This is a genomic window from Geothrix oryzae (genome assembly GCF_030295385.1).
In the GTDB taxonomy this organism is placed as follows: Bacteria; Acidobacteriota; Holophagae; order Holophagales; family Holophagaceae; genus Geothrix; species Geothrix oryzae.
Genome location: NZ_AP027079.1, coordinates 889,175 through 915,422, shown reverse-complemented (window position 1 = coordinate 915,422; position 26,248 = coordinate 889,175). Strand labels below are relative to the sequence as shown.

Sequence of the window (26,248 nt, the reverse complement as noted above, 5' to 3'; positions counted from 1 at the left end):
CCACTCCCGGAAATTCCACCAGCCTGATCTCGAGGGTTCACCGAGCCATGTTACGGGTTAATCAGTTGGCGTATGAACTCCGTGTGAGCAACCATGTTGTGCTCGAATGCATCGAAAAGTGCCTTGGGCTTCCGGGCAAAAGCCATAGTTCCAATTTGACGGATGACCAATGCGATTCGGTTCGAAGACGAATCAGACCGGAGGAATATAAGAGACTCCCGCCGGTTGATATTCACCTTTCCATTGGTCATGTCAAACTTATACGTGCAGGGCAGGTAATAGGCGCGGGGGCACACCCCAAGGAAATTACAGAGCTTCTGCCGAAGGATGCAACAGCAGGATCCCAGCCAATCGAAAGTGGAACCATGCCTAGCAAGACTGTCATGCCTCCGTCGAGTGGGGTAGGACCGGGAACGGCCCCCAAGTCATCAAATTCAAAGCAGCCCAGTGGGGTTTCGCTGGCCGATTTGCTGGCAAAGTTCAATCGCGGGCCCCGAGAAACAAATGAGTCCATTCTAGAATCCAGCCTCACAGAACCACATCATGTCCCCCAGGCCTTCCAGACAAACCAGTCGCCCCGCCAACTCAAGCAAGAAAAGCCAGTCCAATCCGTGGCAATCACCGAGGGGTCTGGAAATGTGGATTCAGCATCCGTGGTGCCACCACCGTCTCAGCATTCTGGCCATCCGTCATCACTTCCCTCAAGCAATTCCAAGAAGACCCTGGAGCTCCCCCCGACTGGACCACCAATCAAGGTGGATTTTGTTCAGGGTGTGGCCAAAAGTTCAAGCTCGCAATCCAATGCAAATAATACTCAGCGAGCAGTGCCCCCACTTGCAGAAGCACAAATCAAGAGGAACCCGGATATCCGAGGGACTGGACTTCCCGGTAGGATGACAAACTCCAAGCCTTCTATTCAAATACCTAGTTGGGAATCCATCACAAAACAGCAACAGAACGATATCAAAAATTACATTGATGAGATCAACTGGCATCTAAAAAGACAGCATATAGAAGATTGCGCTCGAAATCTAAGAATCTTATTGGAATTAATTTGTGATATTTTTATCATTAAACCAGCATTTTCTTCAGAGAAACTCAAATCACAAATTAATGATTTACTTGAGTTTAGTATCATAAGTAAGTCAGATTGGAAGTGGTTCGATGAGATCAGGAAGGATGGAAACTCTGCGTGCCATCCTGGCAAGAATCGAGAAATCGCAGATTTAGACAAGAAAGCAATTAGAATTGAAGATTTTATAACAAATTGGAAAAAGGGCTATTTATTCGGCCCTAAAACACACCCCCATCCTGATCATGTAAGTATAAGAAGCGCTCGGAAATAGGGTCGGGATCTAAGGAAGTCGATTAACTCTCTGACTATCTTCCTATTTTCCTTGCCTAACTTTGAGAGGGGGCAACTGGACCCATGAGACGGCCTGGATCTTCCTCAGGTTGCGTAAGGCGCCGCAAAGGATGATGTCGTGAAGGTCCCCGACCATGTCCTTGAGGAAGTTCCCTCTGTGGAGCCCGCCCGCTTTCATGTGTCCCAGTCCCGGCTCGATGGCGGATTTGCGCTGTAGGTCCCATTTGAGAATCTTGCTGAGCTTCCGGTGACGCCGATGAGGCCTGGCTGCGTCCTGAATCCAAACCGTGGCCCTTGTATCCCATATCCACCATGGTTCTGGCTGGTAACTGGCTGTGAGGTGCTCAACTTGGTCAAAGTATTCTTCGATGGTGTGCCCCATCCTGTTAGAGATCCTCATCCCCACTGTCGATGGTGAATTGAGCCATCCGGTCTTCCACTTCCTTGGCCAGCCGCAGGTATTCCTCACCCTCCGTACCTTCAGTGAGTGAGGAAAGATCGAGATCCTCAAACGGATGCTTGGGTCTTACGGACATGAACAGCCGTTCGCATTCATCGAAATCCATGGATTCATCCCGCAGGCTGGAAGCCAACTCGGGATTGGCGGCGAGGGACTCAGCCACATAGCTGCACATCTCCACATCGTCGCCATGCTCCAGATCCGGCCACCACCGGATCCGCATGATGTTCAACCGCAGGGCCATGGGCATGGGATCGCTGAGCAACCGCAGGCGCCCGCCCTCTTCGACCTCCACATCGATTCGGGGGCTCCCCCCGCCCGTCCATTGGACCCGACCCGACTTCAGCCAAGCCTGGAGGGTCTCTCCATCCGTCGCCCGGTCATTGGCCTTGAGCCCAAACACTGGCGGAAGACGGCGGACTCGCACCAGGGCGCCCCGGCGGCTCCGGTCGAAGACGAGCTGGCCTTGATCCACAAGGCTTCCGCCCACGGTTGAGAATGGAATCACACCGAAGAGCTGGAATGCCTGGGGGCCCCCCAGGAACAGGCCATGGTCCCGGTTCACATGGCTCCCAATGAAAAGAGGGGTGACCGGTGGGAGGGCGTAAGGTGAAACCACCAGACGCGGTGGATCCGGAAGGTCCGAGGTCCAGAATCGAATCACCTTCTCCTGCAGCTCAGGGGAAGGAAGGTTGCCGCTGAAGAAGAAATCACACCCCATGCTCGGCTCCAAGCCCACTGGCCACATTGAACCAGGCCCAGGCCACTCTGGCAGGGGCCATTCAGGGTAGTCTGACTGCTTGAACCCTATCAGCCGGGACCGCACCCCTGACCGTCTGCCCAGGCTGATGGGCCGCGCCAGGGACGGGTCCCAACAGCTCACCCCGGAACGAGGAGGAACACCTGATGGCCTGGCTTGTGGCAACCATGGGCACCAGCCCGGCCGTTCTCACCGAAGCCATCTGGTACCTCGAACAGGTGGAAGGCCTGGAAGTGGACCGGGTGACCTGCATCGGGACCGAGGCCTCCAAGACCACGGCTGTGGCGCAGATCTTCACCTCTGAAGGCCCCCTGGACCGGCTGCGCAGGGCGTTGGACAAACCGGCCGAATGGCTCGGAGCTGAGGGCACCCTCGTCTGGGCCGATGAGCCCCTCCGGGCCAGTGACAACCGCAACCGGGCCCAGGCCCTGGCCCTGGACCGGGCCTGCCGGGAAGTGATCCGCGTAGCCCAGGAGCAGGGTGATGGCCCGGTGATCGCCTGCATCAGCGGTGGGCGCAAGACTATGTCCAGCTCCCTCCAGCAGGCCATGACGCTGCTTGCCCGACCGGAGGATTGGGCGTTCCATGTGCTGCTCCAACCGGATCCAGATCTCCCCCAGGAAGCAAGGAAGGTGCTGGAGAGTGGTGCCTACGGCTTTCCCGATGACCCGGCCCATCCCCATCTGGTTGGCAAAGTCCGGCTGGACGTCTTCGAAATCCCCATCGTGCGCCTGCGGGACTTCGCCCTGGGTGCGGGCACCAGGCGCCTCCTCGAGGAGGACTTCATCACCAGCCTCCAGAGATCCGTCGATGAGGCCACGGCCATCCCGCGCCTCTGCCTCGACCTGAAGACCAGCCGGCTGGAGTTGGCCTGGGGTGACGATCAGGCAAGGGACGCCAGCACAGTTCTATCGGACCATCAGAGCCTGCTCCTGGCGGGGTGGATCCAGGCCGGAGGACCGATCCCCCGCAGCTCCATGGCCCCAGCCATGGAGGAGGTCATCGTGAGGCTGCGCGACTCCGGAATCATCGGGATCGATGAGGAGGAGAAGCTCCTCGGAGTCGTGGATGCCTGGGTGGAACCCGAGAGCAAGACCATCGGCCCGATTCAGCATGAGCTCAATGACCTGATCGTGAACCTCCACCCGGCGCTGGAGCGCTTCACCATCAAAAGCCGCTGGGGCCGAAAGCCCAAGGCGGGCCAGCCCCAGGCCGGCTGTTTCGGCTTTGCCGAGGATGTCTATGCCCAGGGGCTGATCTCCCTCCGGTTCGGCCTCTCCCGACGATAGCGTTCCCGGGCACAGTGGCGGCTACCGTGAGAGGGCGGGCAAGGTTATCTTTCCGGGACCAGAACGAGATACGCACGACCCTGGAATAGAACCAGGAGCCTCCTCCCCATGGGCGACCCCGCCTCCATCCGACCGCTCATTCCCAGGCCCCGCCTGGGCTCGAGTTTCACCGTGGCCCCTTCGGTGGATCGACTGATCCGGGACCAAGGATGCGAGAGGGCGGGCTCGCTGGGACGGGACCTCTGGCTCGCCCTGGAGTGCGTGCCGGCTGGAGCCACCGTGGGGGAATGGATCCAGCTCGTGGTCCGCACGGAGGTGCCATCACTGGCACCCATGGTTCGGCACCAAGGCGGGTCACCCGTACTGTGGGCCGGCCGGGCCCTCTGCATCGGCCTCGCCTCCTATGGCTCGGCCTTTTTCCAAGGTGCGGTGGAAAGCCTGCAGGCCGCCGACTACACCGGTCCACGGAACGCAAGGCAACTCGCCCAGTACATCGGGCTTGGCCTTGAAGAACGCGGATTCAAAGTGCATACCCTGGTGGACCACCAGGCGACCCAAACTGCCATCCTGGAGCATCTGATGGTCCTCCTTGATGACCACGATCCGGTCCACCCCTTCATCCTCTGGTGCTCGGGCCTGGGCTTCGGAAGTGGCGAGGGTACCCGCCTGCTCACCTGGGACGCCCCGCTTTCAGATCCGGGCCGGGGCACGCTGGACCTGGGGTTCCTGAAGGCCCTGCTTATGAAAGTGCCTCATTGGGTGCTGGTGCTCGATGCCGCATGGCTTGTCCCCAAAGGCAGAGCCCTTGACCGGAAGGTACGGCCCGACAACGCCAGGCCGAAGGTCCGGCCGACCGGAGCCACAAATGCCTCCTGTTGATGCCCAGGCCCTTCCCTGCCTCGCCCGCAATCACCTGAACCTTTGGTCGGGATGGGTCAGGAGGGCGTGCCCCCGCTCCCAGGCCTCCCTCATGGCTTCTCTGAAACCTCGCCGCGAGGTCCGATTCCCCAATGGCCGCCTGGAAGGACCCATTCCGGGTGAAGGCTCGGCGGGTAGCTCCCCTCGACTTGGCGATGGGGGGGTATTCGCTCCCTCATCCAGGGCGCTGGGGGGATCCGCCACTTCGAAGGGACGGAGGTAGGCGTCCCCCTGGGGAAGTTCCGCTGAGGTACCGGCAGCGGGTACTTCCAGCACTTCGAAGGCACTCAGATGGGTTGTTCCTGAGGCATGTGGGTAGGTCTTGGAAGGTCCAACCTCGCGCAGCCGCAGTGGAGCGGGTCGGGCTGGGGCGGTCTTGGCGCTGCGGTCGGTCGGGACGGGGCGCCCCCCCTGAAAAGCGTGCATCCCCACCTCAACGATCAGGGCCAATGCCATGGCCCAGACCAGGGGCGTCCGAGCGCCTCCCAGACCGATCTGTCGAAGGCTCGCTTGCGCCCACGAAAGCCCGGGCTGGACCAATCGGGGAGAAAGACTGCTCAATCCTGACGGTGCGGCCGGCACCTTCCAGCGCCGCGGTGCGACGGCCACAGGAGCAGCGGAGGCGCCTCGCACTGATGGGCGTTTCCAGGAGATCAGGCGCGGCCGATAGGCATGGGCCGAAACCCGCTTCAGGAATTCATCCAGGGTGGGGATCTGGTCGACGGGCCCAGCCAGTACCAGCGCAAGCTGACGGGCACAACCCTGAAGGGCGCGCTCTCCCTCCATGGCCTGGAAAAGCGCACTGGCATTGGGCTGGCGCAGATCGGAAGCCTGGAACAGCATCCCATCGATGGTTTCCCACCCAGGCAGGAGAGCCCTGTTCACCTTCAGGATCTCGAGGGCGGTGTCGATGACCAGGATTGGCAGGCGGTCGAGCAGATGATGAGGTGTCCCAGACCCTACGCCCGGGTGTTGGAAACCCTCCAAGCCGAAGGTCGTGACGCCGAGGGAACGCGATCCCGGGAGCAGCAGATTGTCATAGTCCACCAGGACCGGGAGATCTCTCTGCGAGACCATCAGGTTCCCGTGCTGGAGGTCCCCATGGATGAACCCGACTTGCTGCATGGCCCGCGCCAAGGCCCGGAACCGCCCCTGGAAGGCTTCGATCCGGCCGGGGTTGTTCGCAGCAGTCCTGGCCCACTGGAGAAGATCCTGGCCCTCCTGCCAGGTCATCAGAAGGACCGGGACCGAGGTCACCCCCACCTGCATGCCGGCCTTCAAATACTCCACATCCAGGAGGCTCTGCTTCAGGATGGGAGGCACGGCCCCCTCCAGGAAGCGGGCATAGGCCCGGTAGCGATCTTGGACCTGCTGGACCTCCCGTGTGAAGCAGCGAAGGGCCACCTTCCGGCCAGCGGGTGTGTTCATCCTGAACACGACGGCGAAGGCGCCACTCCAGCTCAGGGGGGTGCCATTCTTCCCCATGTCCGGCAGCATCGCCTGGAGATCGGCTCTCTGGAAGACCAGCTTGGGCTGCTGAACAGCCTTGGCATAGTCGCCATTGGATGGCATCGGCATGGCGGTTCCTGTTTCGGGGGGCCGGAGCTAGCGGGCGCCCCCGTCATTGGCGGGCGTTCCGATGTCCAGGAGGCGGACCAGATCCAGCAGCCCGACATTGAGCACCACGCCCCGGGCTCCGGATTCCAGACTCAGCTTGTGTGCGGCGGCGGCCCGGTGGCGCATGGCCTCTGGGAGGACACTGGATCCCTCGAACAGATCCCTGAGGTTCCCTTCAGGCACCTGTTCAGCTCGGGCGGGCCAGACCACCTGCGGGCCGGACCCACTGGCGAGCAGGCAGTTGAAGGTGAGACAGGGACCATCCAGCGTGGACACAGCCTGCAGCGAACGCAGGCCCTCCAATGGACTCCCATCCGTCGATTCACCATCCGAGATGTTGAAGATGATGGGCGGGAAGCTCTCTGGATACTGGGCGACCCAGGGTGCGATAAGACCATGGGCAATGCGGATCGCCTCACACATGGGGGTGCCCCCTTCAGCCCGCGGTTCGAACCAGAAGGGAAAAAAGATGTCACTGGTCGACCCGCCCGGGTTGACGATCGGACGCCGCTCCACATCCAGGGGATTCTCCGCCACCTCCGAAAGAGGTCGGAGACCCTGGAAATAGGGCGCCATGGCCGCAGTTCCACCATAGGTAACCACACCCACTTGGAAGCGGTCATACACCAGCTCACCTTTGGTACAAGCGAGGACGAGTTCCATCAGGACACGATTCACGACATCTGCGACTCCCTTCGCACGGGAGATCTCAGGCTCCCCTGGGAGGGTGAAGGGGTCGGCCATGGATCCGGATTGATCGAGCAGAAACAGGATGCAGCCCGGATTCTGTCGGGTGATGGGAGTGGTGTGGGTGGCACGGAGGCTGGGTGCATCGAGGGCCATGGAGACTCCGGAGGATGATTGAGGAAGCTCCTGGCTGGAGCCGAAGGTGGTTGGGCCGATTTGCCCTATTGATTGGCAGGATGTTGACCTACCGGCCACCACCCGGATTGGGAGTGCTGCCGATATCCAGCAGGCGCACCAGGTCCATCAGGGTGGCGTTGAGCACCACGCCCCGGGCACCAGGGGATAAGGCCAGTTTGTGGACAGACGCCGCACGGGCCCGCATGGATTCCGGCAGGATGCTGGAGCCCTCGAACAAGTCACGGAGGTGGCCGTTGGGAACCTGGTGGGTTTCGGCGGGCCAGACCACGGCCGGACCGGAATCCTCCGCCAAGAGGCAGTTGAAGGTCAGACACGGACCATCGCCGGTTCCGATGGCCTGGAGCGCGAGGAGGCCCGGAAGAGGGCTTCCATCGGTGGAGGCTCCATCCGTGATGTTGAACACGATGGGAGGGAAGCTGTCGGGATGCTGGCTGATCCAAGGCTCCAGGAGGGTTTCTGCGAGATGGATTGCCCCGCACATGGGGGTGCCTCCGCCCGATGTTGGGACAAACCATACCGGAAAGGCGACATCGGTCGTGGTGCCGTCGGGATTCCGGGCCGACCGCTTGTCCAGATGGACATAACTGCTCGCCACCTTGGAGAGCGGGACAAGCCCCTCGAAACCAGAGGCCGTTCGTACACCCTCGCCGTAAGTGATCACCCCGAGGTGGAACCGATCGTAGACCTCCTCCCCCTTGGTGCAGGAGAGCACCAGCTCACCCAGCAAGCGGTTCACGACATCCGCCACGCCTTGTTCCTTCGTGATGGCGGTCCCGTCAGGCAGGGAGAGAGACCCAGCCATGGATCCCGACTGGTCAAGCAGGAAGAGGATGCAGCCAGGGTTCTGGCGGCTGATGGCCGCCGTGTGGGTGCCGTGGGTGGTCGAAGTTTCGCCGATCATGGATCACTCTCCTTGCAGGTTCGTATTCAGGTTCGGAGGCCACGGCTCGCTCGTCGCGTCGGCGCAAGTTTGCCCGGGGGTCACAGGGACCTCAGCGTCGTTGTCCAATGAGCCCGACCACTGGAGAATCACGAAGGTCGTGTCGTCGTCCTTGAGGCGCCTGGCAGCACGTTCCTCCCGTACCCACGCCAGGAAAAGCTGATCGGCATCGGGGATGTCCAGCAGTAGCTCGGGCCAAGCCCAGTCTTCGGCCTCCATCAGCCAGCGGGCGGCTGCATCGGTGGCCAGGACCAGGACATCCCCCGATTCCAGGATTCCGGAGGCATGCCGAAGCCCATCCGCCAGGAGATTGTCCCAACCGACGACACTGGCGACCAGGCAGGGCGCAGCCTCAAAATCTTCAGCCTCCAGGACCGGGAAGGCCCGGCAGAGGTTTTTCCGTCGGATGTGGAAGAGGTTGGAATCCCCCACGGCATCGGCCGTCCAGCAGGGCCCATCGAGATGAACCCGAAGGAGGGTGGCATGGGCTCCCTTCTCGAGGGCGGCGCGGGCATTCCACGAAGCCTGAGCACTCAGGGTCGCCTCCGCGGCCTGTCGCCACTGCTGCCGGAGGGGTTTCAATCGATCCGGAAGCTCTACAGCCGAGTCCAAGTCTTGTCCAGTCTGTACGACATGGTTGGCGAGAAGGCAGGCCCAGGCTCCGGAGGCGGAGCAGGTGCTGGCGCCATCCGAAATGGCAAGGGTAGATGGAGCAGCTCCGGACCTGCGGAACATCGTGGCATCGATCCCACTGGAGAGGCGCACCTGCCCGGAGTCTTGGAAGGCCCAGGCGTCCTCGCAGGTCGAGGGGCTGTAGTCGGACTTGGGAGCCCGGAGGATGAGCATGCTAGACATGGGCGACGGGGCTTCCGATGTCGAGCAGCCGGACCAGATCCAGGATCCCGGCGTTGATCACGACCCCACGCGCTCCCTCCTGGAGGTGGAGCCCGAAGGCCTGATTGGCGCGCAATCTCATGGAATTGGGCAGTGCACTGGACCCCTCGATCATGCCGCGCAGTGGCCCTGCTTCCACTGCCTGGGAATCCGTGGGCCAGGCGATTGTGGGACGGTCCACACCGGCCAGGAGGATGTTGAACACCAGCGTGGGACCTGTAGCCGTCGAGAGGTTCTGGAGCGCCTGCATGTCCGCCAGCGGATCCCCATCCGTGGCGATTCCATCGGAGATATTGAATACGATGGGTGGGCAACTTCCCGGATGTGTCTGGACCCATGGATCGAGAAGGGCCTTTGCCATCTGGAAAGCGCTGCACATGGGCGTCTTCCCATAGGCCATGGGATCCAGCCACACAGGTAATCTCACCTCTACATCGACGAACCCGCCGATGCCGTCGTAGCGGGGCGTGATCTGGATCTCCTCCCGATTGGGAGAGGTGGCCAGGGCTGGGAGCGGCATCAACCCTGAGAAACCAGGTGCGGTTCGAGCCCCGGTATGACCATAGGTGATCACCCCCACATGGCAGCGATCAAGGACCTCCTCTCCCTTCGAGTTGGCAAGAATAAGATCCCATACCAGCTTGTTGAACAGATTCGCCACACTCCGCGCCTTGGAGAGATCTGGCGTCTTGGGCGCGGTGACGCGTTCGGCCATGGAGGTCGACTGGTCGACCAGGAAAAGCATGCAACCAGGATGCTGGCTGCTGAACGGTTGATCGTGGGTAGGTGGAGAGAGCACGGTTCCTCGGCGTCATCAGTGACTCCAACCCTAGGCCGCGGCTCCTGTGTATGGATTCAGAGGCAACTTTGTCTTGCGTCTCTTAATAGTGGGTGATGGCCCAGGGTGGATGCCATCAGGCTCTGCTCGCAGGCCTCGACAGATGGAACGCCCTTCCGGGTAGTCCTCCGAACCGGAGCACTGGCATCCGGCGTTGGGATGACCACAAAGAAGCACCCACCCCAAGAAGAGGAAACGCCCATGAATCGGTTTGAGATTGTCCTCTCGATCCAAACAGATGCGGATGCCAGGCGGTGGCATGCCTGCGCCGAGCATCGAGCCATGGACGGCGGGGTCCTGGAGGTCCGCTGGGCTTCGGGGGTGGTGTCCGTGGTGGACCGGCCTCGAGAAAAGGATCGGGGCAGACTGGAGATGGTGCCGATTCCGGTGACGGAAGTGGAATTGATCGGGCTTGCGCTTGATGCGGGAATGACCATCGCCAGTGATCTGATGGGAGTCCGCATCATCGAGGCCAACACAGCCTTGAATGGGATGCTGAAGGTTGGGCTTCATGACTGGTTCCGAGCCGGGCGGCTGGATGTTGGAGAGGCGGCTTTTGTGTACTCACATGATGCCTGGCTCAGGGTCCGAAATGCCCTGCACCTCATCCCACCGAAATACAAGATCCGCTGGGTGCCTTCAACCATGGGTATCCGGGTAGCTGAATCGGTGTACGGATTAGGCTCCCCACGAGGCCTACGGAATACCGAGGGAAGCGAAAAGCAATGTCTCTGAGGATTCGCTGCCCTGATCGCACAGACGGAGACCGCAAGGTATCGCCGCAAGGGCCCTATCGATGACTACCCGACGAATCCCCTTGCAGCCCTGTCCAATAACCTTGCCTCCCCGGGTAGGCGTCCTCCTTGTGGAGGAACCTGATCTTATGCCCTCCTCTCCCACTGATGCCTCAACTCCCCCTCCCTGCCCCCACAGGGCCTTCTACCCCGAATCCATAAGCCTCAACAGAATTCAGGGCTACTGTCTGGACTGTGCCACATGGGTCGGCGTCGCGCATCTTACGGCCCTGGACATGCGCCTGCTGCTCCATGCCCGCGGCGAGTTGCCCCCGGAGGGTGCGGTCCAGGGGTGCCTGCCCTTCCCATCGCAGGATGAGGAACAGGTCAACCCATCGATCCTAAGGCTGGACCAGGAATCCTGGATGTTCCAGCCTGGATCGAACCAGAGGGGACTGCCTGATCTCGACGATTGAAAAGAATCATCGGATACGGAGAACCTGCTCGCCTCAAGCAGAACCCCCACCCCTTCCGGAGACCCCATGGCTTCCAGTCCAGTGCTTACGACACGGTTCACAACGGCATTCGACTTCGCGAGGACCGTTCATGATGGTCAGGTGCGCAAGGGCGGTGTCGTACCCTACCTTTCTCACCCCATGGCGGTCTGTTCCATGGCCTTGTCCTTTGGTGCGGATGAGGACGAGGCGATCGCCGCGCTGCTCCATGACACGGCCGAAGATGGAGGTGGAGAATCCATTCTTCTGCACATCCGCGAATCGTGGGGTCACCGCGTAGAGCGTATTGTCCGAAGCTGCAGCGACAGCCTGGCGGAGAATCCCGACAGGAAGGCCCCTTGGCGGGAACGGAAGGAGGCCTATCTGGCACATCTTCGCAAGGTAGATCGCAGCACTCGGCTGGTGGCCGCTTCCGATAAGCTGCACAACCTCCAGTGCACAGTGGCCGATTTGCGGCTCCTCGGGCCCAAGGCCTGGGATCGTTTCAAGGCTGGGCCATCGGACCAGCTCTGGTACTACGGGAGCTGCGTCGAGGTCCTGGCCTTGGAAGGTGCGGACCCCTGGGGAGAATCCCTGCAGGACGCGTTGGCGACTTTCCGCCTCTTCGCGACTGAACCCTTCGAAGCCCATTGAAGCGTTGATATTGGTGACTTAGCGCTTGGCTCCATTACTACAATCACCACAGGCCCTATTCGGCCTTAGTGATCAGCCCCAGTCACAAGACGGAACAACCTCCTTGGCAGTTACAGCTAGAGGGTTCACTGGATTAGCCAGGATAAGTGTCTCGGCAGTTGGCCAAGTTATAGGCCGGGCTTCCATGACAGGATTATCGACCGGCCAGCACCTCCCAGATGGAAGGACCAGCGCTCGCACAACTCACCTCGATGAGCGCCAGATCAGGCTAGAATGAGGACTGCTGCCATCGGTCCCATAGCTCAGCGGATAGAGCGACCGCCTCCTAAGCGGTAGGTCGTGAGTTCAATTCCCGCCGGGACCACCAGCCACCCAAGACGGAAAGGACCGGTACAAATCTGGTCCACCGTGCTGGCATGGGGGCGAATTTATCAACACTTAGCAAACAGTGTCGGCATGAAATGAAACTCGGTGGCCCCGTAGTTTATGCTTTCACATGGGCAATGAAATCAATATTTTAAATAGCACTTGTGCCGGGCCACACCAACAGCCACCGGCTTCTTAGGAGGGAGCTGCTCTATCCAGCTGAGCTACGGGACCCTGGGCCTCCAGTTTCGCACATCCGGGGCCGGTCCCGCCCCCTTGGGCGCGCCCGCCTCGCCTGAAAGGCCTGGTCCCGTCTATCCTGGGCTTCCCCCGGGAATGGGGGGATCCTGGTCATCTGGCCCCGCCTGGTCCCCATGCACGCCCTCTTCGACGCCCATAGCCACCTCCCGACGGCCGAAGCACCGCCTTCGGCGGAGCCGGGCCACCGGCGCTACCGGGTCGTCTGTGGCACCTGCGAAGCCGACTGGGAGGCCGTCCTCGCCCATGCCGCCTCCGACGGCCAGGTCCTCCCCATGCTGGGTCTGCACCCGTGGCAGGTGGCTGAGGCCTCGCCGGACTGGGCTTCCCGGCTGGAATCGCTGCTGCGCGGCAGCCGCACGGGCGTGGGGGAATGTGGATTGGATTTCGCCCGGAAGGATGAGGATTGGACGGCCCAGGCCTCGGCCTTCCGCATCCAGTTGCGCCTGGCACATGCCCTCCGGCGCCCCATCGCGATCCATGTGGTGCGCGCCTGGGGCCCCCTCCTCGACCTCCTGCGGGAAGAGGGGGTGCCACCGACCGGGGCCCTGGTCCACGCCTATGGCGGCAGTCCCGAGAGCGCCGACGCGCTCCAATCCATGGGCGTGTTCCTGTCCTTCTCGGGCGCGCTCTTGAAACCGGACCGCCTGAAGGTCCGGGAATCGCTGCGGGCCGTGGACGACGGTCACCTGCTCCTGGAGACCGACGGCACAGCGGATCTGGTCCGCGTGATCGAGATGGCCGCCAGCCTGCGCGGGGTGACCGCCGAAGACCTCGCCGCCCGGACCTGGGAGAATGGGCAGCGGTGTTTCAAGGAGCTGATGGCATGAGGTGGTTTTCCCGCAGCGAGCTGCTGCTTGGCGAGGCAGCGCTCGAGCGGCTGCGCGGAGCGCGCGTGACGGTCTTCGGTCTGGGCGGCGTGGGGTCCTTCGCGGTGGAGGCCCTGGCCCGGGCGGGCGTGGGCCACTTGCGGCTGGTGGATCACGATGTGGTGGGCCCCAGCAACCTCAACCGCCAGCTCTTCGCCCTGCGCTCCACGCTCGGCCAGCCCAAGGCCGAGGTCGCCGCGGCGCGCGTGCGCGACATCAATCCCGACTGCGCGGTGGAGCCCCGGGTGACCTTCATCCACACGGACACGCTCCCGGACCTGCTCACGCCCCGGCCCGAGGTCATGGTCGATGCCATCGATTCCATGACCTGCAAGGTGGCGCTCATGCGCACCGCCCACGAGCAGGGCATCCCCATCATCACGGCCATGGGGGCCGGGGGGCGCACGGACAGCAGCCAGCTGCTCGTGGGCGATCTCAGCGAGACCCGGCTCTGCCCCCTGGCCGCGCGGGTCCGCAAGGAGTTGCGGAAAGTGGGCATCACGCAGGGCATCCGCTGCGTCTATTCCCTGGAGCCCGCGGACAACAAGCGCCCCGCCAACCCCATCGACATCGAGCCCCATCGCGGGCCGGGGCGGCAGCGCCGCCCCGTGGGCACCATCTCGTACATGCCTGGCATCGTGGGGCTGAAGGTGGCCGAGGAAGTGCTGCGGCTCCTGCTCGAGCCGCGTCCCTAGGCTTTTTCCATCGCCTCCCGGAGCACGGTCTGGAACTGGCTGCTCTGGTAGGGCTTCGGAAGAAACCCGGCCAGCCCCCGGCCGAGGAAGTCCGCGAGGACATCCTGCTCGTTGTAGCCGCTCGAGAGCACCACGGGCACCTGCGGGTCCACCGCATGCATGTGCTGGAAGGCCTGGCGCCCATCCATGTGGGGCATGGTCAGGTCCATCAGGACCACCGTGATCTCCGCATGGCGGAGCTCGAACATCGACACGGCCTCCTGCCCATCCGCCGCCTCCAGCACCTGGAAGCCCAGCGACTCGGCAAGCTCCCGTGCCACGGCCCGGGCGCCGGGTTCGTCATCCACCAGCAGCAGGAGGCCATGGCCGCGCCAGCCCGATCCCTGCGGGCGGGGAAGGCCCACGCCTTCCCCAAGCGCCAAGGCGGGGAGGAAGAGCTTGAAGACCGTGCCCCGCCCCAGCTCGCTGTAGACCTTGAGGCTGCCGTGGTGGCTCCGGAGAATGCCCAGCATGGCCGACAGGCCCAGCCCCCGGCCGGTGAACTTGGTGGTGAAGAAGGGATCGAAGATCCGCTCCCGCACTTCCGGCGTCATGCCGCAGCCCGTATCGCTCACCTCCAGCGTCACATAGGTTCCATCGGCCAGGGGCAGGCCGGGAAGCAGGCCTCCATGGGTGGCCTCGTCTACCGCCTGCATGCCGGTCCGCACCGTGATGAGCCCGCTGGTCTCCTCGCCGATGGCCTCCGATGCGTTGGTGACGAGGTTCATCACCAGCTGCTGGATCTGCGAGGGATCGGCGGCCAGATACGGCAGCCCCGGGGCGAGGTCGTACCGGACCACCGCTTTCTTGGAAATGGAGACGGTGAGGAGCTGGGTCATCTCCACCACCAGGCGGTTCAGGTCCACTTCGATCATCTGCAGGCGGCCCTTCCCCGCGTAGGCCAACAGCTGCCGCGTCAGATCGGCGGCCCGGAGCGTGGCCTGTTCGACCTGGTTCAGGTAGGGCAGGGCCGGGCTCTCCGGCGGAAGCTGCATGGCGCCCAGGTTCGCGTTGCCCAGGATGGCGGTGAGCAGGTTGTTGAAATCGTGGGCGATGCCCCCAGCGAGCACCCCCAGGCTTTCCAGCTTCTGGGACTGCCGAAGGACATCTTCCGCGTCCTTGCGCTGGGTGATGTCCGCCCGGATGGTCACGAACCGCGTGGGTTTTCCGTCCTCGTCGAAGAAGGGGACGATGGTGGTGTCCACCCAGTAGAAACGGCCGTCCTTGGCCTTGTTGCGGATCTCCCCCTTCCAGACTTTCCCCGCCAGGATCGTCTTCCAGAGCTGGGTCATGAAGGCTTTGGGGTGGTGACCCGAGTTGATGATGCGGTGGTCCTGGCCCAGCAGCTCCTCCCGGGAGTACTTCGAGATGGAGCAGAACTTCTCGTTCACATAGGTGATCCGGCCACGGGCATCGGTGACGGCCACGATCGCGTGCTCATCCAGGGCGCGCTTGAAATCCTCCAGCTCTCGGAGGGCCCGCGCCATGCGCCGGAGGGGTCGACCGGGCTGCCCGGGAGTCTCGTCTCCTCCGGGTGAGTCGTCCTTGTTCCCCTGCCGAAGCGTCACGGATCGCTCTCTTTCCAGGTTCGGGGGCATCCAGAACAGGACTCAGTATAGATATTCATCCCCCTCGAACAAGGAGAGATCCAAAAACTGTGAAAACAAACAAATTGATGTGGGCGGAGGGGGCCCGGAGGCCCCCATTCCAAACCTCAGCCTGACCTTGGGCCACGGAGGTTCAGCGGCCCGTCGGCGCGCCGTACTCCGCGTAAGTCCCCTGGAAATCCTCGATGCCGTCGTCGGTAAGGTGCCAGATGCGGGTGGCCACTTCGTCGATGATGTCCTCGTCGTGGGTCACGAAGAGGATCGTGCCCTCGTACCGCTGCAGGGCGTCGTTCAGGGCGATGACGGCTTCCAGGTCCAGGTGGTTCGTGGGTTCGTCGAGCACCAGGATGTTGGGCTTCTGCAGCATGAGCTTGCAGAAGAGCAGCCGGCAGGACTCGCCGCCGCTGAGGACATCGGTCATCTTGTTGCCTTCCTCGCCCCGGAAGAGCATCTGGCCCATGACGCCGCGGATCTGCTCCTTGGTGGCCTCGGGATCGAACTGGTGCAGCCAGGTGACGAGCTCGTAGCCCTTGGGGATGCTCTCAGCGAAGTCCTGGGAGAAGTAGCCCACATTGGCTTCGTGGCCCCACTTCACCTCGCCGCCGTCCAGCTTCAGGCCCAGCTCCGTCACCTGGGGGGCGTTGGCCAGCAGCGCGTTCAGCAGCGTGGTCTTGCCGATGCCGTTGCGGCCCATGACGGCCACTTTTTCACCGCGCTGCACCATGGCCGAGAAGCCCTTGATCACTTCGTGGCGGCCTCCCGTCCCATCCTTGCTGGTGTCGTAGCCCTTCTTCACGCCCTCGAATTCCAGCGCGTAGCGGCCACCGGGCTTGCCGAGGTTGAACTTGATGAAGGGGCGCTGGATGTTGCTGCGGGCCAGGTCGCTGGGCTGGAGGCGCTCCACCTCCTTGCGCCGGCTGTTCACCTGGCTGCTGCGGGTGCCCGCGGCGAAACGCTGGATGAACTCGTTCAGCTGGGCGATCTTCTTCTCGCGCTGGGCGTTGTCCGATTCGATGCGCGAGCGCACCTGGATCTTGGCCATGACCATGTCGTCGTAGCCGCCCGTGTACTGGATGATCGTCTGATAGTCGATGTCGGCGATGTGGGTGCAGACATTGTTCAGGAAGTGCCGGTCGTGGGAGATCACCACCACCGTGCCTTTGTAGCGGTCCAGGAATTCCTCCAGCCAGTGGATGGAGTCGAGGTCCAGGTGGTTGGTGGGCTCGTCCAGCAGCAGGGCCTCGGGGTTGCCGAAGAGGGCCTGAGACAGCAGCACGCGCACCTTCTGGCCGCCCTGCAGCTCGCCCATCTTGCGCTCGTGCAGGGACTCGGGGATGCCCAGGCCATCCAGCAGCACGGCCGCGTCGGCCTCGGCCGTGTAGCCATCCTCGTCAGCCACCACCCCCTCGAGTTCGGCCACGCGCATGCCGTCCTCGTCCGTCATCTCGGCCTTCTCATAGATGGCGTCCCGCTCCTGCAGCGCCTTCCAGAGTCCCGCATTGCCCATGATCACCGTATCGATGACTCGGAACTGGTCGAAGGCGAACTGGTCCTGGCGCAGGATGCCCATCTTGCGGGGGCGGATCACATTCCCGGTCTGCTGCTCCAGTTCGCCCGCGAGGATCTTCATGAAGGTGGACTTGCCCGCCCCGTTGGGTCCGGTCAAGCCGTAGCGCCGCCCCGGGTTGAAGGTCGTGGTGACATCCTCGAACAGGATCTTCGCGCCGTAGCGCATGGTGACATTCTGCACTGCAAGCATGGAGACTCCCGAACCGGTCATTGTAGCGCGGGGGCGGGCGTTCTCCGAGGAGGGATCTCCGCCGGGCTCCGGCTCATGCGGCGCTCCGCTGAAGGCCCATCGAGAGGAGGGCACCCCGAAGCCGCAGGGATCCCGGCCTGCCCCGGCCCGTCAAAAAAAAAGAGCGGGCCGCCTTGACACATACACTTTCATTCGTAGACTTTCCGATGTAACCCCAGGAACCCCCATGCGCCACCCCCTGAACCGCCCCACGGATGTGGAACTCTCCATCCTCCGCGCCCTTTGGGACCTCGGCCCCGCCACGGTGCGCCAGGTCCATGAGGTGCTCGCCTCGGACCGCGACCTGGCCTACACGGCCGTGCTGAAGATGATGCAGACCATGGTGGACAAGGGCCTGCTGCTCCGGGATGAATCGGGCCGCTCCCACATCTACCGGCCCTCCCAGGCCCGGGAACACACCCTGAAGCACCTGGTGGACGACCTGCTGGAGCGGGCCTTCGGAGGCAGCGCCCTGGACCTGCTGGCGACCACCCTGTCGAGCCGCAAGCTGGGCACCAGCGAGCGCGAGGAGATCGCCCAGCTGCTGGCCAAGGCCAAGGAGAAGCGGCCATGATCCCCCTGCTCGAATCCCCCGCGGCCCAGCGTCTGGCCTGGACCCTGCTCCACTTCCTCTGGCAGGGCGCCCTGCTGGGCCTGGCGGCCTGGGCCGCCTTCGCGCTCTTCCGCCGCCAGCGCCCGCAGCTCCGCTACCTGGTGGGGTGCGCCTTCCTGCTGGCTTGTCTCGGGAGCGCGATCCTCACCTACGGACTGCTGGCCCCGCCCCTCCAGGCCGTGGGTCAGGCCGCGGGTCAGCCCATGAATCCCACCACCGTCGCCCCTGGAATACCGGACATCCTGACCGGGCCCATCGCCCCGCAGGAAGCCGCTTCCCCGGGGGCCGCCCTTCCCTGGCGGACCCGCCTGCAACCGTATCTGCCCTGGATCCTAGCCGCCTGGGCCACCGGCGTCCTGATCCTCAGCCTGCGGGCCGCGGGGGGGTGGCTCTGGCTGCGCCGCCTGAAGGCCGCGGCCACGCCCGTGATCGAGCCCGAGTGGCTGGAGCGCCTGGTCCGCAGTGCAGGCCTGCGCCGCGCGGTGCGCTTCCTCGAATCGGCCCGCGTGATCACGCCCATGTGCATGGGGCTGCTCCGTCCCGTGATCCTCCTGCCCCTGGGCTTCTTCGCGAACCTGGATCCCCTGGCCGCCGAGGCGGTGCTGGCCCACGAACTCGCCCACATCAAGCGCCTGGATGGCCTCGTCAACGGCCTCCAGTGCGTGATCGAGGTGCTCTTCTTCTTCCACCCCGCCGTGTGGTGGATCTCCCGCCGGATCCGGACCGAACGGGAACACTGCTGTGACGATGCCGCCGTCTTGGCCTGCGGAGACGCCGTCTTCTATGCCGAAACCCTGAGCCGCCTCGATGAATTCCGCGACCGGCCCCCGTCCCTGGCGCTCCGCGCCAGAGGAGGCAACCTCATGGAACGCCTGCGCCGCCTGCTGCTGGCCGACCCGCCCCAGCTCCGCCTTGCCACCCCGAGCCTCGCCTTCGTGGCCATCCTCGCCCTGATGGGCACCCTGCCCGCCCAGGCCAAAAAATCCGAGGCCAAGCCCCCGATTGAGGAAACCGTCCCAGCCCTCGAAGACCAAGCCTCGCCGCCCGAACGGGTTGAGGGTTCCACCCTCGGCCCCCTCCCCAGGCTCGACCTGGCTCCAAGCCAGGAAACCACACCCCTCCCCGCTGTTTCCGGGCCTGTGACGACACCCACCCTTGCGCCCACCGCTGCCCCGGCCTCAACACCCACCTCAACACCCACCTCAGCCCCAACGACCGCCCCGCCCGCCGCGGCCGCGCGTCCCCAACCCGCGCCGGTCCAGGGCTCCGCTCCAGAGACAGCTCCCGCCCATCCCCCAGCCTCGATCCCGGTCTTCCAGGCCAAGGATCTCGACATCGTCCCGGGCCTCGCCATCCGGACCCTCAAGGTCCCCCAGTATCCGGCGGTCGTCGTGGATGAGCTGCTCACCTGGCCCAACAAGGGCTACGCCGTCAATGTCCCCGGCTACACCACCGTCTCGCTCCGCATCACCTGCGAATCCGGAGAAGCCTATTTCCGGGTGGGCGTGGCCGACAAGTGGGGGAACCCGCTGCGAGGCATGAAGGGTTCCATGGGGACGCCCTGGGCGTCGTTCGCCAACGATTCCGACCAGCCCGTCTCCGTCATCTTCTTCGTCCGGACCACCAAGGGATATCCGGGCGATGGGAAGATCCGCGTCCATGTGGCGGCTGCGCTCGATCCCCGGGTAGCCGCGCCCCGGACCTCCTATCCCGCGCCCACCAAGGCCCACCCCGCGCCTATCGCCATTCCAACGGTCGATGTGGAGAGCCTGCCCATCCTGCCGGGAATGAGAGTCCAGACCCTCCAGGCGCCCCCATGCCCAGTCCTCATCACGGACGCATCGCCCAGATGGTCAACGAAGGGCTATGCGGTGCAGGTGCCCGGCCGGTCCCTGGCCAGGGCCACCCTCCGGAGCGAGTCGAGCATGGCCTTCTTACAGGTCCGAGCCCTCAACAAGTGGGGTACCCCGTTAGAAGGCAGCCACCATAGCCTCGGAATCCCGGAGGCCTCTTTCCTCAATGCCAGTGACGCATCCACGACCGTCTACTTCGTCGTATCCGCGAAACCCGGGTACCCAGGCAACGGGAAGATCGAGATCCTGCTGACCACCGCACCCTGGGCCCCCGACGCCACGCCTTCACCGGAATCCCAGCCCGCTCCCCCCGCTACGACCAGGCCGCCGGAAGGGCCGGTGACCCTGGACAGCGGCTCCCAACCCACGCCTGAGGAGGTCCGTCCGCTCGTCCAAGCGATCGTGGACAAGACCGCCTGGGGCGCCACCGCAACCATCGTGAATTTGAAGGTTCGGGGGAAGGACCGTTGGAACCGTGCCTTCACGGACCACTGGCCCAGGCAGGCCGAAAAGGTGCGCGCGATCCAGGCCATCGGCCCGGTTATCGAGGGTTGGCTGATCGATTTCGAGACCCTATCCAAGGATCCCCGGAACGCGGCGCTCACCAGCCGTCAATCCTTCACCCTGTTGATGGACAAGGACCGTGTGATCCACTGGCGGACGGCGTATCCCTGGCAGCGCCCCAACGAAGCCCTGCCCGAGGTCAACCGGGCGAACCAGTTTGGGACCCGGCCCTCACCACCACCACCGCCGCCACCGCCACCGCCACCCCGGCCTTGATCCCGGACAGGGAAACGGCGCCCATCCGGGCGCCGTTTCCTTCTGCAGAGACCGACAGTCGAGATCTAGAACGGGATGTCGTCATCGGGGAAGCTGCCGCCGCCACCGCCGGCCGGGCTGGGGGCGCCGTGATCCTCGAAGTCCTGGGAGCCGCCGCCGGAGGCGCGGCCGCCGTAGCCGCCGGAATCGCGGGTGCCGCCATCCTCCATGCGGCCAAGCATGACGAAGTTGTCGCAGCGGATGTCGCAGGCGGTCTTCTTCACGCCGGCCTGGTCGGTGTATTCGCGGTACTGGATGCGGCCCTCGATCATCACCTGCTTGCCCTTGCGCAGGTACTTCTCGGCGATCTCGGCCTGCTTGCCCCACACCACGATGTTGTGCCATTCGGTCTTGCTCTGCTTCTCCCCGGCCTGGTTCTTCCATGTTTCCGTGGTGGCCACGGAGAACCGGGCGACGCTCTGGCCCGAGGGGGTGGCCTTCAGCTCAGGATCGCGCCCGAGGTTGCCGATGAGCAGCACTTTGTTCAAGGATCCGGACATGTGTCCTCCTTCATGTATCGGCGGAGCTCTCCGCCTCACCGTCGACTCAGACCATCTGAGGGGGTGGTAGGGTAATCACGATTCCCCTGGGGCCCTTCCATGTCAAGCATTCTGGTGAGCTGCAAAAACAAGTCCGGCGCCGAGAAGCATTACATTCCGGCCATCAGGGCCGCGGGCTGGACCGGCTCCGCCCTCCTGGTGGCTCCCGGCGATCCTCTGCCGGACTTGGCGGATGTCTCGGGCCTGCTGCTCACGGGGGGGGCCGACATCCATCCCCGGCACTGGGACGCCGCTGAGGCCGTGCATCGCAAGGCCGAGGTGGATGAAGACCGTGACACCTTCGAAATCCCCCTGATCCGCGCGGCCTGGGAGCGGAACCTGCCCATTCTCGGCATCTGCCGCGGCGAGCAGATCCTCAATGTGGCCCTGGGCGGCAGCATGATCCAGGATGTGCCCGACCACTACGGCTGCGAGCCCTCGCGGCATCAGCATGGCACGCCCGAGCATCCCGACATGCACCACCGGGTGCAGCTGGCGCCCGGGTCGCGCCTGCGGGCCCTGCTGGGCGAAGATGTGTTCCTGGTGAACAGCCGCCACCACCAGGCCGTCCGGCGCGTGGCGCCGCCCCTGGTGGCCGTGGGCTGGCACCTGGACACGGTGCATGCCGACACCGGCCCCCTCGTCGAGGCCGTGGAAGCCGTCGATCCCGGCCGCTGGGTCTTCGGCGTCCAGTGGCACCCCGAGAACCTCGTCGGCCTGAAGGGCCCCGCGGGCGATGCGGCCCGGGACCTCTTCACGGCGTTCGTGCGGGTCGCAAGGCAGGGACAGGGTTGACAGGATGAACGGCCGGATTGTTTCAAGGCCCTGTTCGTCCTTCTAACCCTGTCCACCCTGTCTCCGCTTTTCCCTGGAGTATCCATGCCCGCTCCCATCCGCTTCGAGGTCCACGACCGGATCGCCACCCTCACGCTGGACCGCCCGGACAAGCTGAACGCGCTCATTCCTGAGATGAAGGAGGGCTTCGAGGAGGCCCTGGCGAAGGCCGCCGAGCCCGGCGTGAAGGTGCTGCTGCTGAGAGGCGCCGGACGCGCGTTCTGCGCCGGGGGCGACATCGGATGGATGGCCCGGGCCCGCGTCGAGGGCCGCTGGACCGAGATGGAGGCCCTGCTGGACCTGGGCGCCACGGTGGCGCATGGCCTGGCCACGCTGCCGAAGCCCGTCGTGGCCGTGGTGCAGGGTCCGGCCGCCGGGGCGGGCATGAGCCTGGCGCTTGGCGCGGATCTGCGCATCGCCTCATCGGATGCCGCCTTCAGCATGGCCTTCGTGAAGATCGGACTGCACCCGGACTGGGGCGGCAGCGTCATGCTGTCGCGCCTGGTGAATCCGGCCCTGGCAGGGGAACTCATGCTGCTCGGCGAGACCCTGACCGCCGAGCGCGCCCTGGTCCTGGGGCTCGTGAACCGCGTGGTGCCCGCGGATCAGCTCGAGGCGGCGGTGACGGCCCTGGGCCAGCGCCTCGCCGCCGGGCCTTCCGAAACCTTCGCCCGCATCAAGGCCACCCTGCTGCGGAACCAGGGGCTGGATGCCGAGGGTCTCCGCGCCCGCCTCATGGCCGAAGGCGCCCAGATGAAGGCGGCCATGCGCCACGCCGACGCCGGCGAGGGGCTGGCCGCCTTCCTGGAGAAGCGCGCCCCCAAGTTCGCCTGAGGGGTTCGCCTGAGGGGTTCGCCCGAGGGGTTCGCCTGAAGGCAAATCTGGACGGTTCATCGCCCTTGGGAAAAACCTCCGGAGGTATGGCATGGTGGGATCCATGCCGACCGTCCTCACGATCTGCGCCGACTGCGAGCGCCAGGCCCTCCGGCACCCCAAGCGGGGCAAGGCCCTGACCGAGGCGCTGACCTGCCTCACCGGGCTCCTCCTCCGCCGGAAGCGCCTCCAGGACCTCCAGGTGGCTCGGACGGCCTGCCTCCGGAATTGCCCCTTCGGAAGGATCTGCGTGGCCCTGGCCTGCGGCGAGCGGGAGGTCCGGCACCATTTGGCGCCCGATGATGACCTCGCTGCCGTGGCCGCCAAGCTCGCGGGCGCCCCTCGGACCGCCAAGTCCTGAAATCAAAATGGGGCCGACCCTGGCAGGGACCCTAGCGGCCCCCGCCCGCGAGGAAGAGCGCCCGGGTGGCTTCGAGCTCCGTCCGGAGTTCCGGGGCCTGTCGGCGCGGATCCTCCGTCGCCCGGGCCAGTTCGGCGAGGGCAGTCTCGCGTTGACCGGCCCGGAACGCCCGCCAGGCCTTGGCGCGGTGGACATAGGGCGAGTCCGCGTCGCCGGCGGTGAGCGACGAGAGGCGCTTATCGGCCTCCGCCACCTCCGGCCTGGGCTTGCGGATCAGGCACTCGGCACTGGCGGCCTGGGCGTTCGCGCGGATCTCCGGCGTCACGCCCGCCGGCAGGAGCTCCAGCACCTTCTGGTAGCCCGCCAGAGCCTGATTGAACCGCTGCTGGAGCCGATCCACTTCCGCGCCGTAGAACCGGCACTCGGCCTCGACGGTCCGCAGGCCCGAGGCCTGCGCGAGATCCAGGGCCCGGCGGTGGAAGGCCGTGGAGGCGGACGAATCACCCTTCATCAAGGCCAGGATCCCGAGGTTCCTCAGACAGGTGACCTGCCCGCCCTGGTCGCCCACCGACTGCCGGATCGCCAGGGCCGCCGTCAGGCGCCCCTCGGCCGTCGGGAGATCCCGGGCCATGAGGGCCACCACCCCCAGGTTGTTCAGCGCCAGGGCCTCGCCCCACCGGTTCCCGAGTCCCTGCTGAAGGTTGAGGTTGTTCCGGTAGAGGGCCTCCGCCCTCCCCAGATCACCCCGCTTGAGGGCGAGGTTCGCCAGGTTGTTCTGGGCCAGCGACAGATACACCTTGTCCCCGGTCTGCTGACTGAGCCTGAGCGAGCGGTCGTAGAACTCGGCGGCCTCCGTGTACTTGCCCCGCTCGGCGGCGATGAGGCCCAGGTGGTTGTAGGCGATGGTCTCCCCATCCCGGTCGCCAATGGCCTGGGCCAGGGCCAGGGTGGCCTCCCGCAGTTTCTGGGATTCATCGAGGTGGCCCAGATCCTTGGCCAGGTAGGCCTTCAGGCCCAGGGCGCGCCCCTCGGCCCAGCGGTCCCCCGTGGCCTTGGCGGACATGAGGGCCCAGTTGGCGACCGCCGGTGCCTGGTCCCGGCCCAGCCGGCGCAGGCACGCAGCGTAGCCCGACACGGCGCTGGAGAAGGAGGGCGCCTTCAGGGAGGCCTCGCGGAGGTAGGCTTCGCTGCCCTTGAAGTCCCCCTTCAGGAACCGCGCCTTCCCCTCGGCGTAGAGGGCGAAGACTTCCGGGGGGACCGGCTCATTCTGCACGGCGTTGGAGCGGAGGGGATCCACCTTGTGCAGCAGGTCGTGGGCCGCCGGATCCACCAGGGCGTAGGGGGCGAAAGCCCCCTGCTGGGGAGCCTTGGCGGCGCCCGAGAACCGGGTCCGCCCCGCCCCATCCACCAGCTCATAGGTCAGCAGGTTCGCGTGCGTCGCGGAATCCCGGCTCAGGGTTCCCCTGAGGAAGAGGTGGGCGCCCAGGGCATTCGCGATCCGGGGCTGGCTGGGGCTGGCGGGATCCATGGCCTCTGCCGGGGAGATCCGCAGGTTGGACATCACCCGGGCCACGGACTCGGGTTCCACCACGGCCATGTGGGGCGACCCCTGCAGCGCCGTGGAGAGCAGCTCCGTCATGCCCACGCCCACCTGCGCATCCAGGGCTGGATCTCCCGTATCGTTGCGGATCGGCATGACCGCCATGCGCGGGGGATGTTCCTTCACGAGGTCCGCGATGATGCTGCGGCCGAACAGGTAGTAGCCCACCCCGAGCACCAGACCGAGCGCCGCCAGGGTGCCTCCCACCCACCAGGCGGCCGGGTTCCCGGCCAGCTGGCGGCCGAGGTTCTCCGCCACCTGGCGGCTCGTCGGCCGCTGATCCGGGTTCTTGTGGAGCATCGCCCGCAGCAGGGTCCCCACCGGCCGGGGAAGCCCCCGGCCCCGCAGCGGCTTGATCTCCCCCTCGATGGTGGCCGCCATCCTGGCCTGGCCTTCGCCCGGAAAGGGATAGTCCCCCAGCAACAGCTCCCAGGCGACCACGCCCAGGGAGAACACATCGCTGGGCGGACCGACGCGCTTCCCCCGCATCTGCTCGGGAGAAGCATAGGTGGGGCTGCCCATGAAGACGCCCGCCTCCGTCATCTCCCCCCAGGACGAAGGAGAGGGCGAGTCCTGGGAGCCCTCCATCCGGGTCCTCCCCCCTGCCTCCTCGGAGGCGGGAACCAGCAAGGTGGGACCATCTCCCAAGGCTTCCGCCAGGCCGGACAGATTCGGGACATTCCCGGTCGGATCGTTCCCCTGGACCGTGGTGGAATCCACCAGCCTCGCGAGGCCGAAGTCCAGGACCTTCACCTGTCCCGCGGCATCGACCATCACATTGCTGGGCTTCAGGTCGCGGTGGACGATCCCCTTGGCGTGGGCCGCCTCCAGGGCATAGGCGATGGCCCTGAGGATCTGGAGCTTCCGGCGGAGATCCAATCCTGCGGCCAGCCTCGACAGGGTCTCCCCCTCGATGAACTCCATGGCGATGAAGGCGCTTCCCCGCGCCTCCACCCAGTCGTGCACCTGGCAGACATTCCGGTGGTTGAGCTGAGCCAGCGCCATGGCCTCCCGGCGGAAGCGCGCCGTGGCGGCCGCCTTCCCGTGGTCCCCCAGGCGGATCGACTTGAGGGCGACCTTCCGCTCGAGCACCGGATCCCAGGCCAGGTACACGGCCCCCATGCCCCCCTGGCCGAGGAGCGCTTGAACCTGGAAGCGGCCGACCTGGGCCCCGGGGGCGAGCGTACCGGCCCTGAGAGGCCTTGGGAGCTCCGGATCCGAGGGCGATGGCGTCGCGGTCTGCATGGTCGGGCCTGAAGGGGGGGCGGTGAGGAG

At 64.9% G+C, this 26,248-nt stretch carries 22 protein-coding genes and 1 tRNA gene; 13 read left to right on the top strand and 10 right to left on the bottom strand.

All coding sequences use genetic code 11. From position 1 onward, the window contains the following. The first annotated feature begins 83 nt into the window (after positions 1 to 83). On the top strand, positions 84 to 1,346 hold the full coding sequence (locus tag QUD34_RS04175) for a DUF4145 domain-containing protein (protein ID WP_375379997.1): 1,263 nt from the start codon (positions 84 to 86) through the stop codon (positions 1,344 to 1,346). A gap of 406 nt (positions 1,347 to 1,752) precedes the next feature. On the opposite strand, the gene QUD34_RS04170 is transcribed toward QUD34_RS04175, so the two are convergent. Beyond that, positions 1,753 to 2,301, bottom strand: coding sequence for a hypothetical protein (locus tag QUD34_RS04170; protein WP_286355342.1), 549 nt, complete (start codon positions 2,299 to 2,301; stop codon positions 1,753 to 1,755). Between the two features lie 431 nt (positions 2,302 to 2,732). Here QUD34_RS04170 and QUD34_RS04165 point away from each other — a divergent pair, with 431 nt between their 5' ends. Together QUD34_RS04165 and QUD34_RS04160 are read left to right on the top strand one after the other, a co-directional pair. Further along, entirely contained in the window at positions 2,733 to 3,875 is a 1,143-nt protein-coding gene (locus QUD34_RS04165; protein ID WP_286355341.1) for a CRISPR-associated ring nuclease, read from the top strand. 300 nt (positions 3,876 to 4,175) lie between these two features. Further along, positions 4,176 to 4,754, top strand: a complete 579-nt coding sequence (locus QUD34_RS04160) for a hypothetical protein (protein ID WP_286355340.1) — start codon at positions 4,176 to 4,178, stop codon at positions 4,752 to 4,754. 30 nt (positions 4,755 to 4,784) lie between these two features. On the opposite strand, the gene QUD34_RS04155 is transcribed toward QUD34_RS04160, so the two are convergent. From QUD34_RS04155 to QUD34_RS04135, 5 genes are all read right to left on the bottom strand, one after another. Then, positions 4,785 to 6,116: a phosphotransferase gene (locus QUD34_RS04155; protein ID WP_286355339.1), complete on the bottom strand. Its 1,332-nt coding sequence runs from the start codon at positions 6,114 to 6,116 to the stop codon at positions 4,785 to 4,787. A gap of 282 nt (positions 6,117 to 6,398) precedes the next feature. Continuing rightward, on the bottom strand, positions 6,399 to 7,154 hold the full coding sequence (locus QUD34_RS04150; RefSeq protein ID WP_286355338.1) for a vWA domain-containing protein: 756 nt from the start codon (positions 7,152 to 7,154) through the stop codon (positions 6,399 to 6,401). A 187-nt stretch (positions 7,155 to 7,341) separates the two neighbouring features. Then, a complete protein-coding gene (locus QUD34_RS04145) occupies positions 7,342 to 8,196 on the bottom strand; it encodes a vWA domain-containing protein (protein ID WP_286355337.1) in 855 nt (284 codons plus the stop codon). Positions 8,197 to 8,199: 3 nt separating this feature from the next. Beyond that, the gene (locus QUD34_RS04140) at positions 8,200 to 8,817 is read right to left on the bottom strand and encodes a hypothetical protein (protein ID WP_286355336.1); all 618 of its coding nucleotides are present in this window, start codon (positions 8,815 to 8,817) and stop codon (positions 8,200 to 8,202) included. Positions 8,818 to 9,082: 265 nt separating this feature from the next. Then, a complete protein-coding gene (locus QUD34_RS04135) occupies positions 9,083 to 9,874 on the bottom strand; it encodes a vWA domain-containing protein (protein ID WP_286355335.1) in 792 nt (263 codons plus the stop codon). A gap of 294 nt (positions 9,875 to 10,168) precedes the next feature. Here QUD34_RS04135 and QUD34_RS04130 point away from each other — a divergent pair, with 294 nt between their 5' ends. The 5 genes from QUD34_RS04130 (at position 10,169) to QUD34_RS04110 (ending at position 14,037) form a co-directional block, all read left to right on the top strand. After that, a complete protein-coding gene (locus QUD34_RS04130; protein WP_286355334.1) occupies positions 10,169 to 10,702 on the top strand; it encodes a hypothetical protein in 534 nt (177 codons plus the stop codon). A gap of 541 nt (positions 10,703 to 11,243) precedes the next feature. Next, a complete protein-coding gene (locus tag QUD34_RS04125; RefSeq protein WP_286355333.1) occupies positions 11,244 to 11,849 on the top strand; it encodes an HD domain-containing protein in 606 nt (201 codons plus the stop codon). 291 nt (positions 11,850 to 12,140) lie between these two features. Next, positions 12,141 to 12,216, top strand: a tRNA-Arg gene (locus QUD34_RS04120). Positions 12,217 to 12,589: 373 nt separating this feature from the next. Beyond that, positions 12,590 to 13,303, top strand: coding sequence for a TatD family hydrolase (locus QUD34_RS04115; protein WP_286355332.1), 714 nt, complete (start codon positions 12,590 to 12,592; stop codon positions 13,301 to 13,303). After that, positions 13,300 to 14,037, top strand: a complete 738-nt coding sequence (locus QUD34_RS04110; protein ID WP_286355331.1) for a tRNA threonylcarbamoyladenosine dehydratase — start codon at positions 13,300 to 13,302, stop codon at positions 14,035 to 14,037. The genes QUD34_RS04115 and QUD34_RS04110 overlap by 4 nt, the downstream gene beginning before the upstream one ends. On the opposite strand, the gene QUD34_RS04105 is transcribed toward QUD34_RS04110, so the two are convergent. After that, positions 14,034 to 15,644, bottom strand: a complete 1,611-nt coding sequence (locus QUD34_RS04105; protein ID WP_286355330.1) for a hybrid sensor histidine kinase/response regulator — start codon at positions 15,642 to 15,644, stop codon at positions 14,034 to 14,036. The genes QUD34_RS04110 and QUD34_RS04105 overlap by 4 nt on opposite strands. A gap of 172 nt (positions 15,645 to 15,816) precedes the next feature. Beyond that, positions 15,817 to 17,442 (bottom strand): ATP-binding cassette domain-containing protein, encoded by a 1,626-nt coding sequence (locus tag QUD34_RS04100; RefSeq protein WP_286355329.1) that lies wholly within the window; start codon positions 17,440 to 17,442, stop codon positions 15,817 to 15,819. A gap of 226 nt (positions 17,443 to 17,668) precedes the next feature. Here QUD34_RS04100 and QUD34_RS04095 point away from each other — a divergent pair, with 226 nt between their 5' ends. Then, positions 17,669 to 18,055, top strand: a complete 387-nt coding sequence (locus tag QUD34_RS04095; RefSeq protein ID WP_286355328.1) for a BlaI/MecI/CopY family transcriptional regulator — start codon at positions 17,669 to 17,671, stop codon at positions 18,053 to 18,055. After that, the gene (locus QUD34_RS04090; protein ID WP_286355327.1) at positions 18,052 to 20,727 is read left to right on the top strand and encodes a M56 family metallopeptidase; all 2,676 of its coding nucleotides are present in this window, start codon (positions 18,052 to 18,054) and stop codon (positions 20,725 to 20,727) included. The genes QUD34_RS04095 and QUD34_RS04090 overlap by 4 nt, the downstream gene beginning before the upstream one ends. Positions 20,728 to 20,792: 65 nt before the next feature. On the opposite strand, the gene QUD34_RS04085 is transcribed toward QUD34_RS04090, so the two are convergent. Further along, complete coding sequence (locus tag QUD34_RS04085) at positions 20,793 to 21,266, bottom strand: single-stranded DNA-binding protein (protein WP_286355326.1); 474 nt, start codon at positions 21,264 to 21,266, stop codon at positions 20,793 to 20,795. A 99-nt stretch (positions 21,267 to 21,365) separates the two neighbouring features. Here QUD34_RS04085 and QUD34_RS04080 point away from each other — a divergent pair, with 99 nt between their 5' ends. From QUD34_RS04080 to QUD34_RS04070, 3 genes are all read left to right on the top strand, one after another. Further along, positions 21,366 to 22,100 carry a gamma-glutamyl-gamma-aminobutyrate hydrolase family protein gene (locus QUD34_RS04080; RefSeq protein ID WP_286355325.1) on the top strand — a complete coding sequence of 245 codons (735 nt, stop codon included), beginning with the start codon at positions 21,366 to 21,368 and terminating at the stop codon, positions 22,098 to 22,100. A gap of 84 nt (positions 22,101 to 22,184) precedes the next feature. Continuing rightward, positions 22,185 to 22,973: an enoyl-CoA hydratase/isomerase family protein gene (locus tag QUD34_RS04075; protein WP_286355324.1), complete on the top strand. Its 789-nt coding sequence runs from the start codon at positions 22,185 to 22,187 to the stop codon at positions 22,971 to 22,973. 103 nt (positions 22,974 to 23,076) lie between these two features. Then, on the top strand, positions 23,077 to 23,373 hold the full coding sequence (locus QUD34_RS04070) for a hypothetical protein (protein WP_286355323.1): 297 nt from the start codon (positions 23,077 to 23,079) through the stop codon (positions 23,371 to 23,373). A gap of 31 nt (positions 23,374 to 23,404) precedes the next feature. Here QUD34_RS04070 and QUD34_RS04065 read toward each other — a convergent pair whose 3' ends face one another. After that, on the bottom strand, positions 23,405 to 26,218 hold the full coding sequence (locus QUD34_RS04065; RefSeq protein WP_286355322.1) for a serine/threonine-protein kinase: 2,814 nt from the start codon (positions 26,216 to 26,218) through the stop codon (positions 23,405 to 23,407). Positions 26,219 to 26,248: the final 30 nt, after the last annotated feature.

Coding starts and splice junctions, on each gene's coding strand:
- QUD34_RS04130 (WP_286355334.1), top strand. CDS start 10,169: ATGAATCGGTTTGAGATTGTCCTCTCGATCCAAACAGATGCGGATGCC.
- QUD34_RS04085 (WP_286355326.1), bottom strand. CDS start 21,266: ATGTCCGGATCCTTGAACAAAGTGCTGCTCATCGGCAACCTCGGGCGC.
- QUD34_RS04115 (WP_286355332.1), top strand. CDS start 12,590: ATGCACGCCCTCTTCGACGCCCATAGCCACCTCCCGACGGCCGAAGCA.
- QUD34_RS04065 (WP_286355322.1), bottom strand. CDS start 26,218: ATGCAGACCGCGACGCCATCGCCCTCGGATCCGGAGCTCCCAAGGCCT.
- QUD34_RS04075 (WP_286355324.1), top strand. CDS start 22,185: ATGCCCGCTCCCATCCGCTTCGAGGTCCACGACCGGATCGCCACCCTC.
- QUD34_RS04145 (WP_286355337.1), bottom strand. CDS start 8,196: ATGATCGGCGAAACTTCGACCACCCACGGCACCCACACGGCGGCCATC.
- QUD34_RS04095 (WP_286355328.1), top strand. CDS start 17,669: ATGCGCCACCCCCTGAACCGCCCCACGGATGTGGAACTCTCCATCCTC.
- QUD34_RS04110 (WP_286355331.1), top strand. CDS start 13,300: ATGAGGTGGTTTTCCCGCAGCGAGCTGCTGCTTGGCGAGGCAGCGCTC.
- QUD34_RS04135 (WP_286355335.1), bottom strand. CDS start 9,874: ATGCTTTTCCTGGTCGACCAGTCGACCTCCATGGCCGAACGCGTCACC.
- QUD34_RS04080 (WP_286355325.1), top strand. CDS start 21,366: ATGTCAAGCATTCTGGTGAGCTGCAAAAACAAGTCCGGCGCCGAGAAG.
- QUD34_RS04090 (WP_286355327.1), top strand. CDS start 18,052: ATGATCCCCCTGCTCGAATCCCCCGCGGCCCAGCGTCTGGCCTGGACC.
- QUD34_RS04100 (WP_286355329.1), bottom strand. CDS start 17,442: ATGCTTGCAGTGCAGAATGTCACCATGCGCTACGGCGCGAAGATCCTG.
- QUD34_RS04125 (WP_286355333.1), top strand. CDS start 11,244: ATGGCTTCCAGTCCAGTGCTTACGACACGGTTCACAACGGCATTCGAC.
- QUD34_RS04150 (WP_286355338.1), bottom strand. CDS start 7,154: ATGGCCGACCCCTTCACCCTCCCAGGGGAGCCTGAGATCTCCCGTGCG.
- QUD34_RS04070 (WP_286355323.1), top strand. CDS start 23,077: ATGCCGACCGTCCTCACGATCTGCGCCGACTGCGAGCGCCAGGCCCTC.
- QUD34_RS04165 (WP_286355341.1), top strand. CDS start 2,733: ATGGCCTGGCTTGTGGCAACCATGGGCACCAGCCCGGCCGTTCTCACC.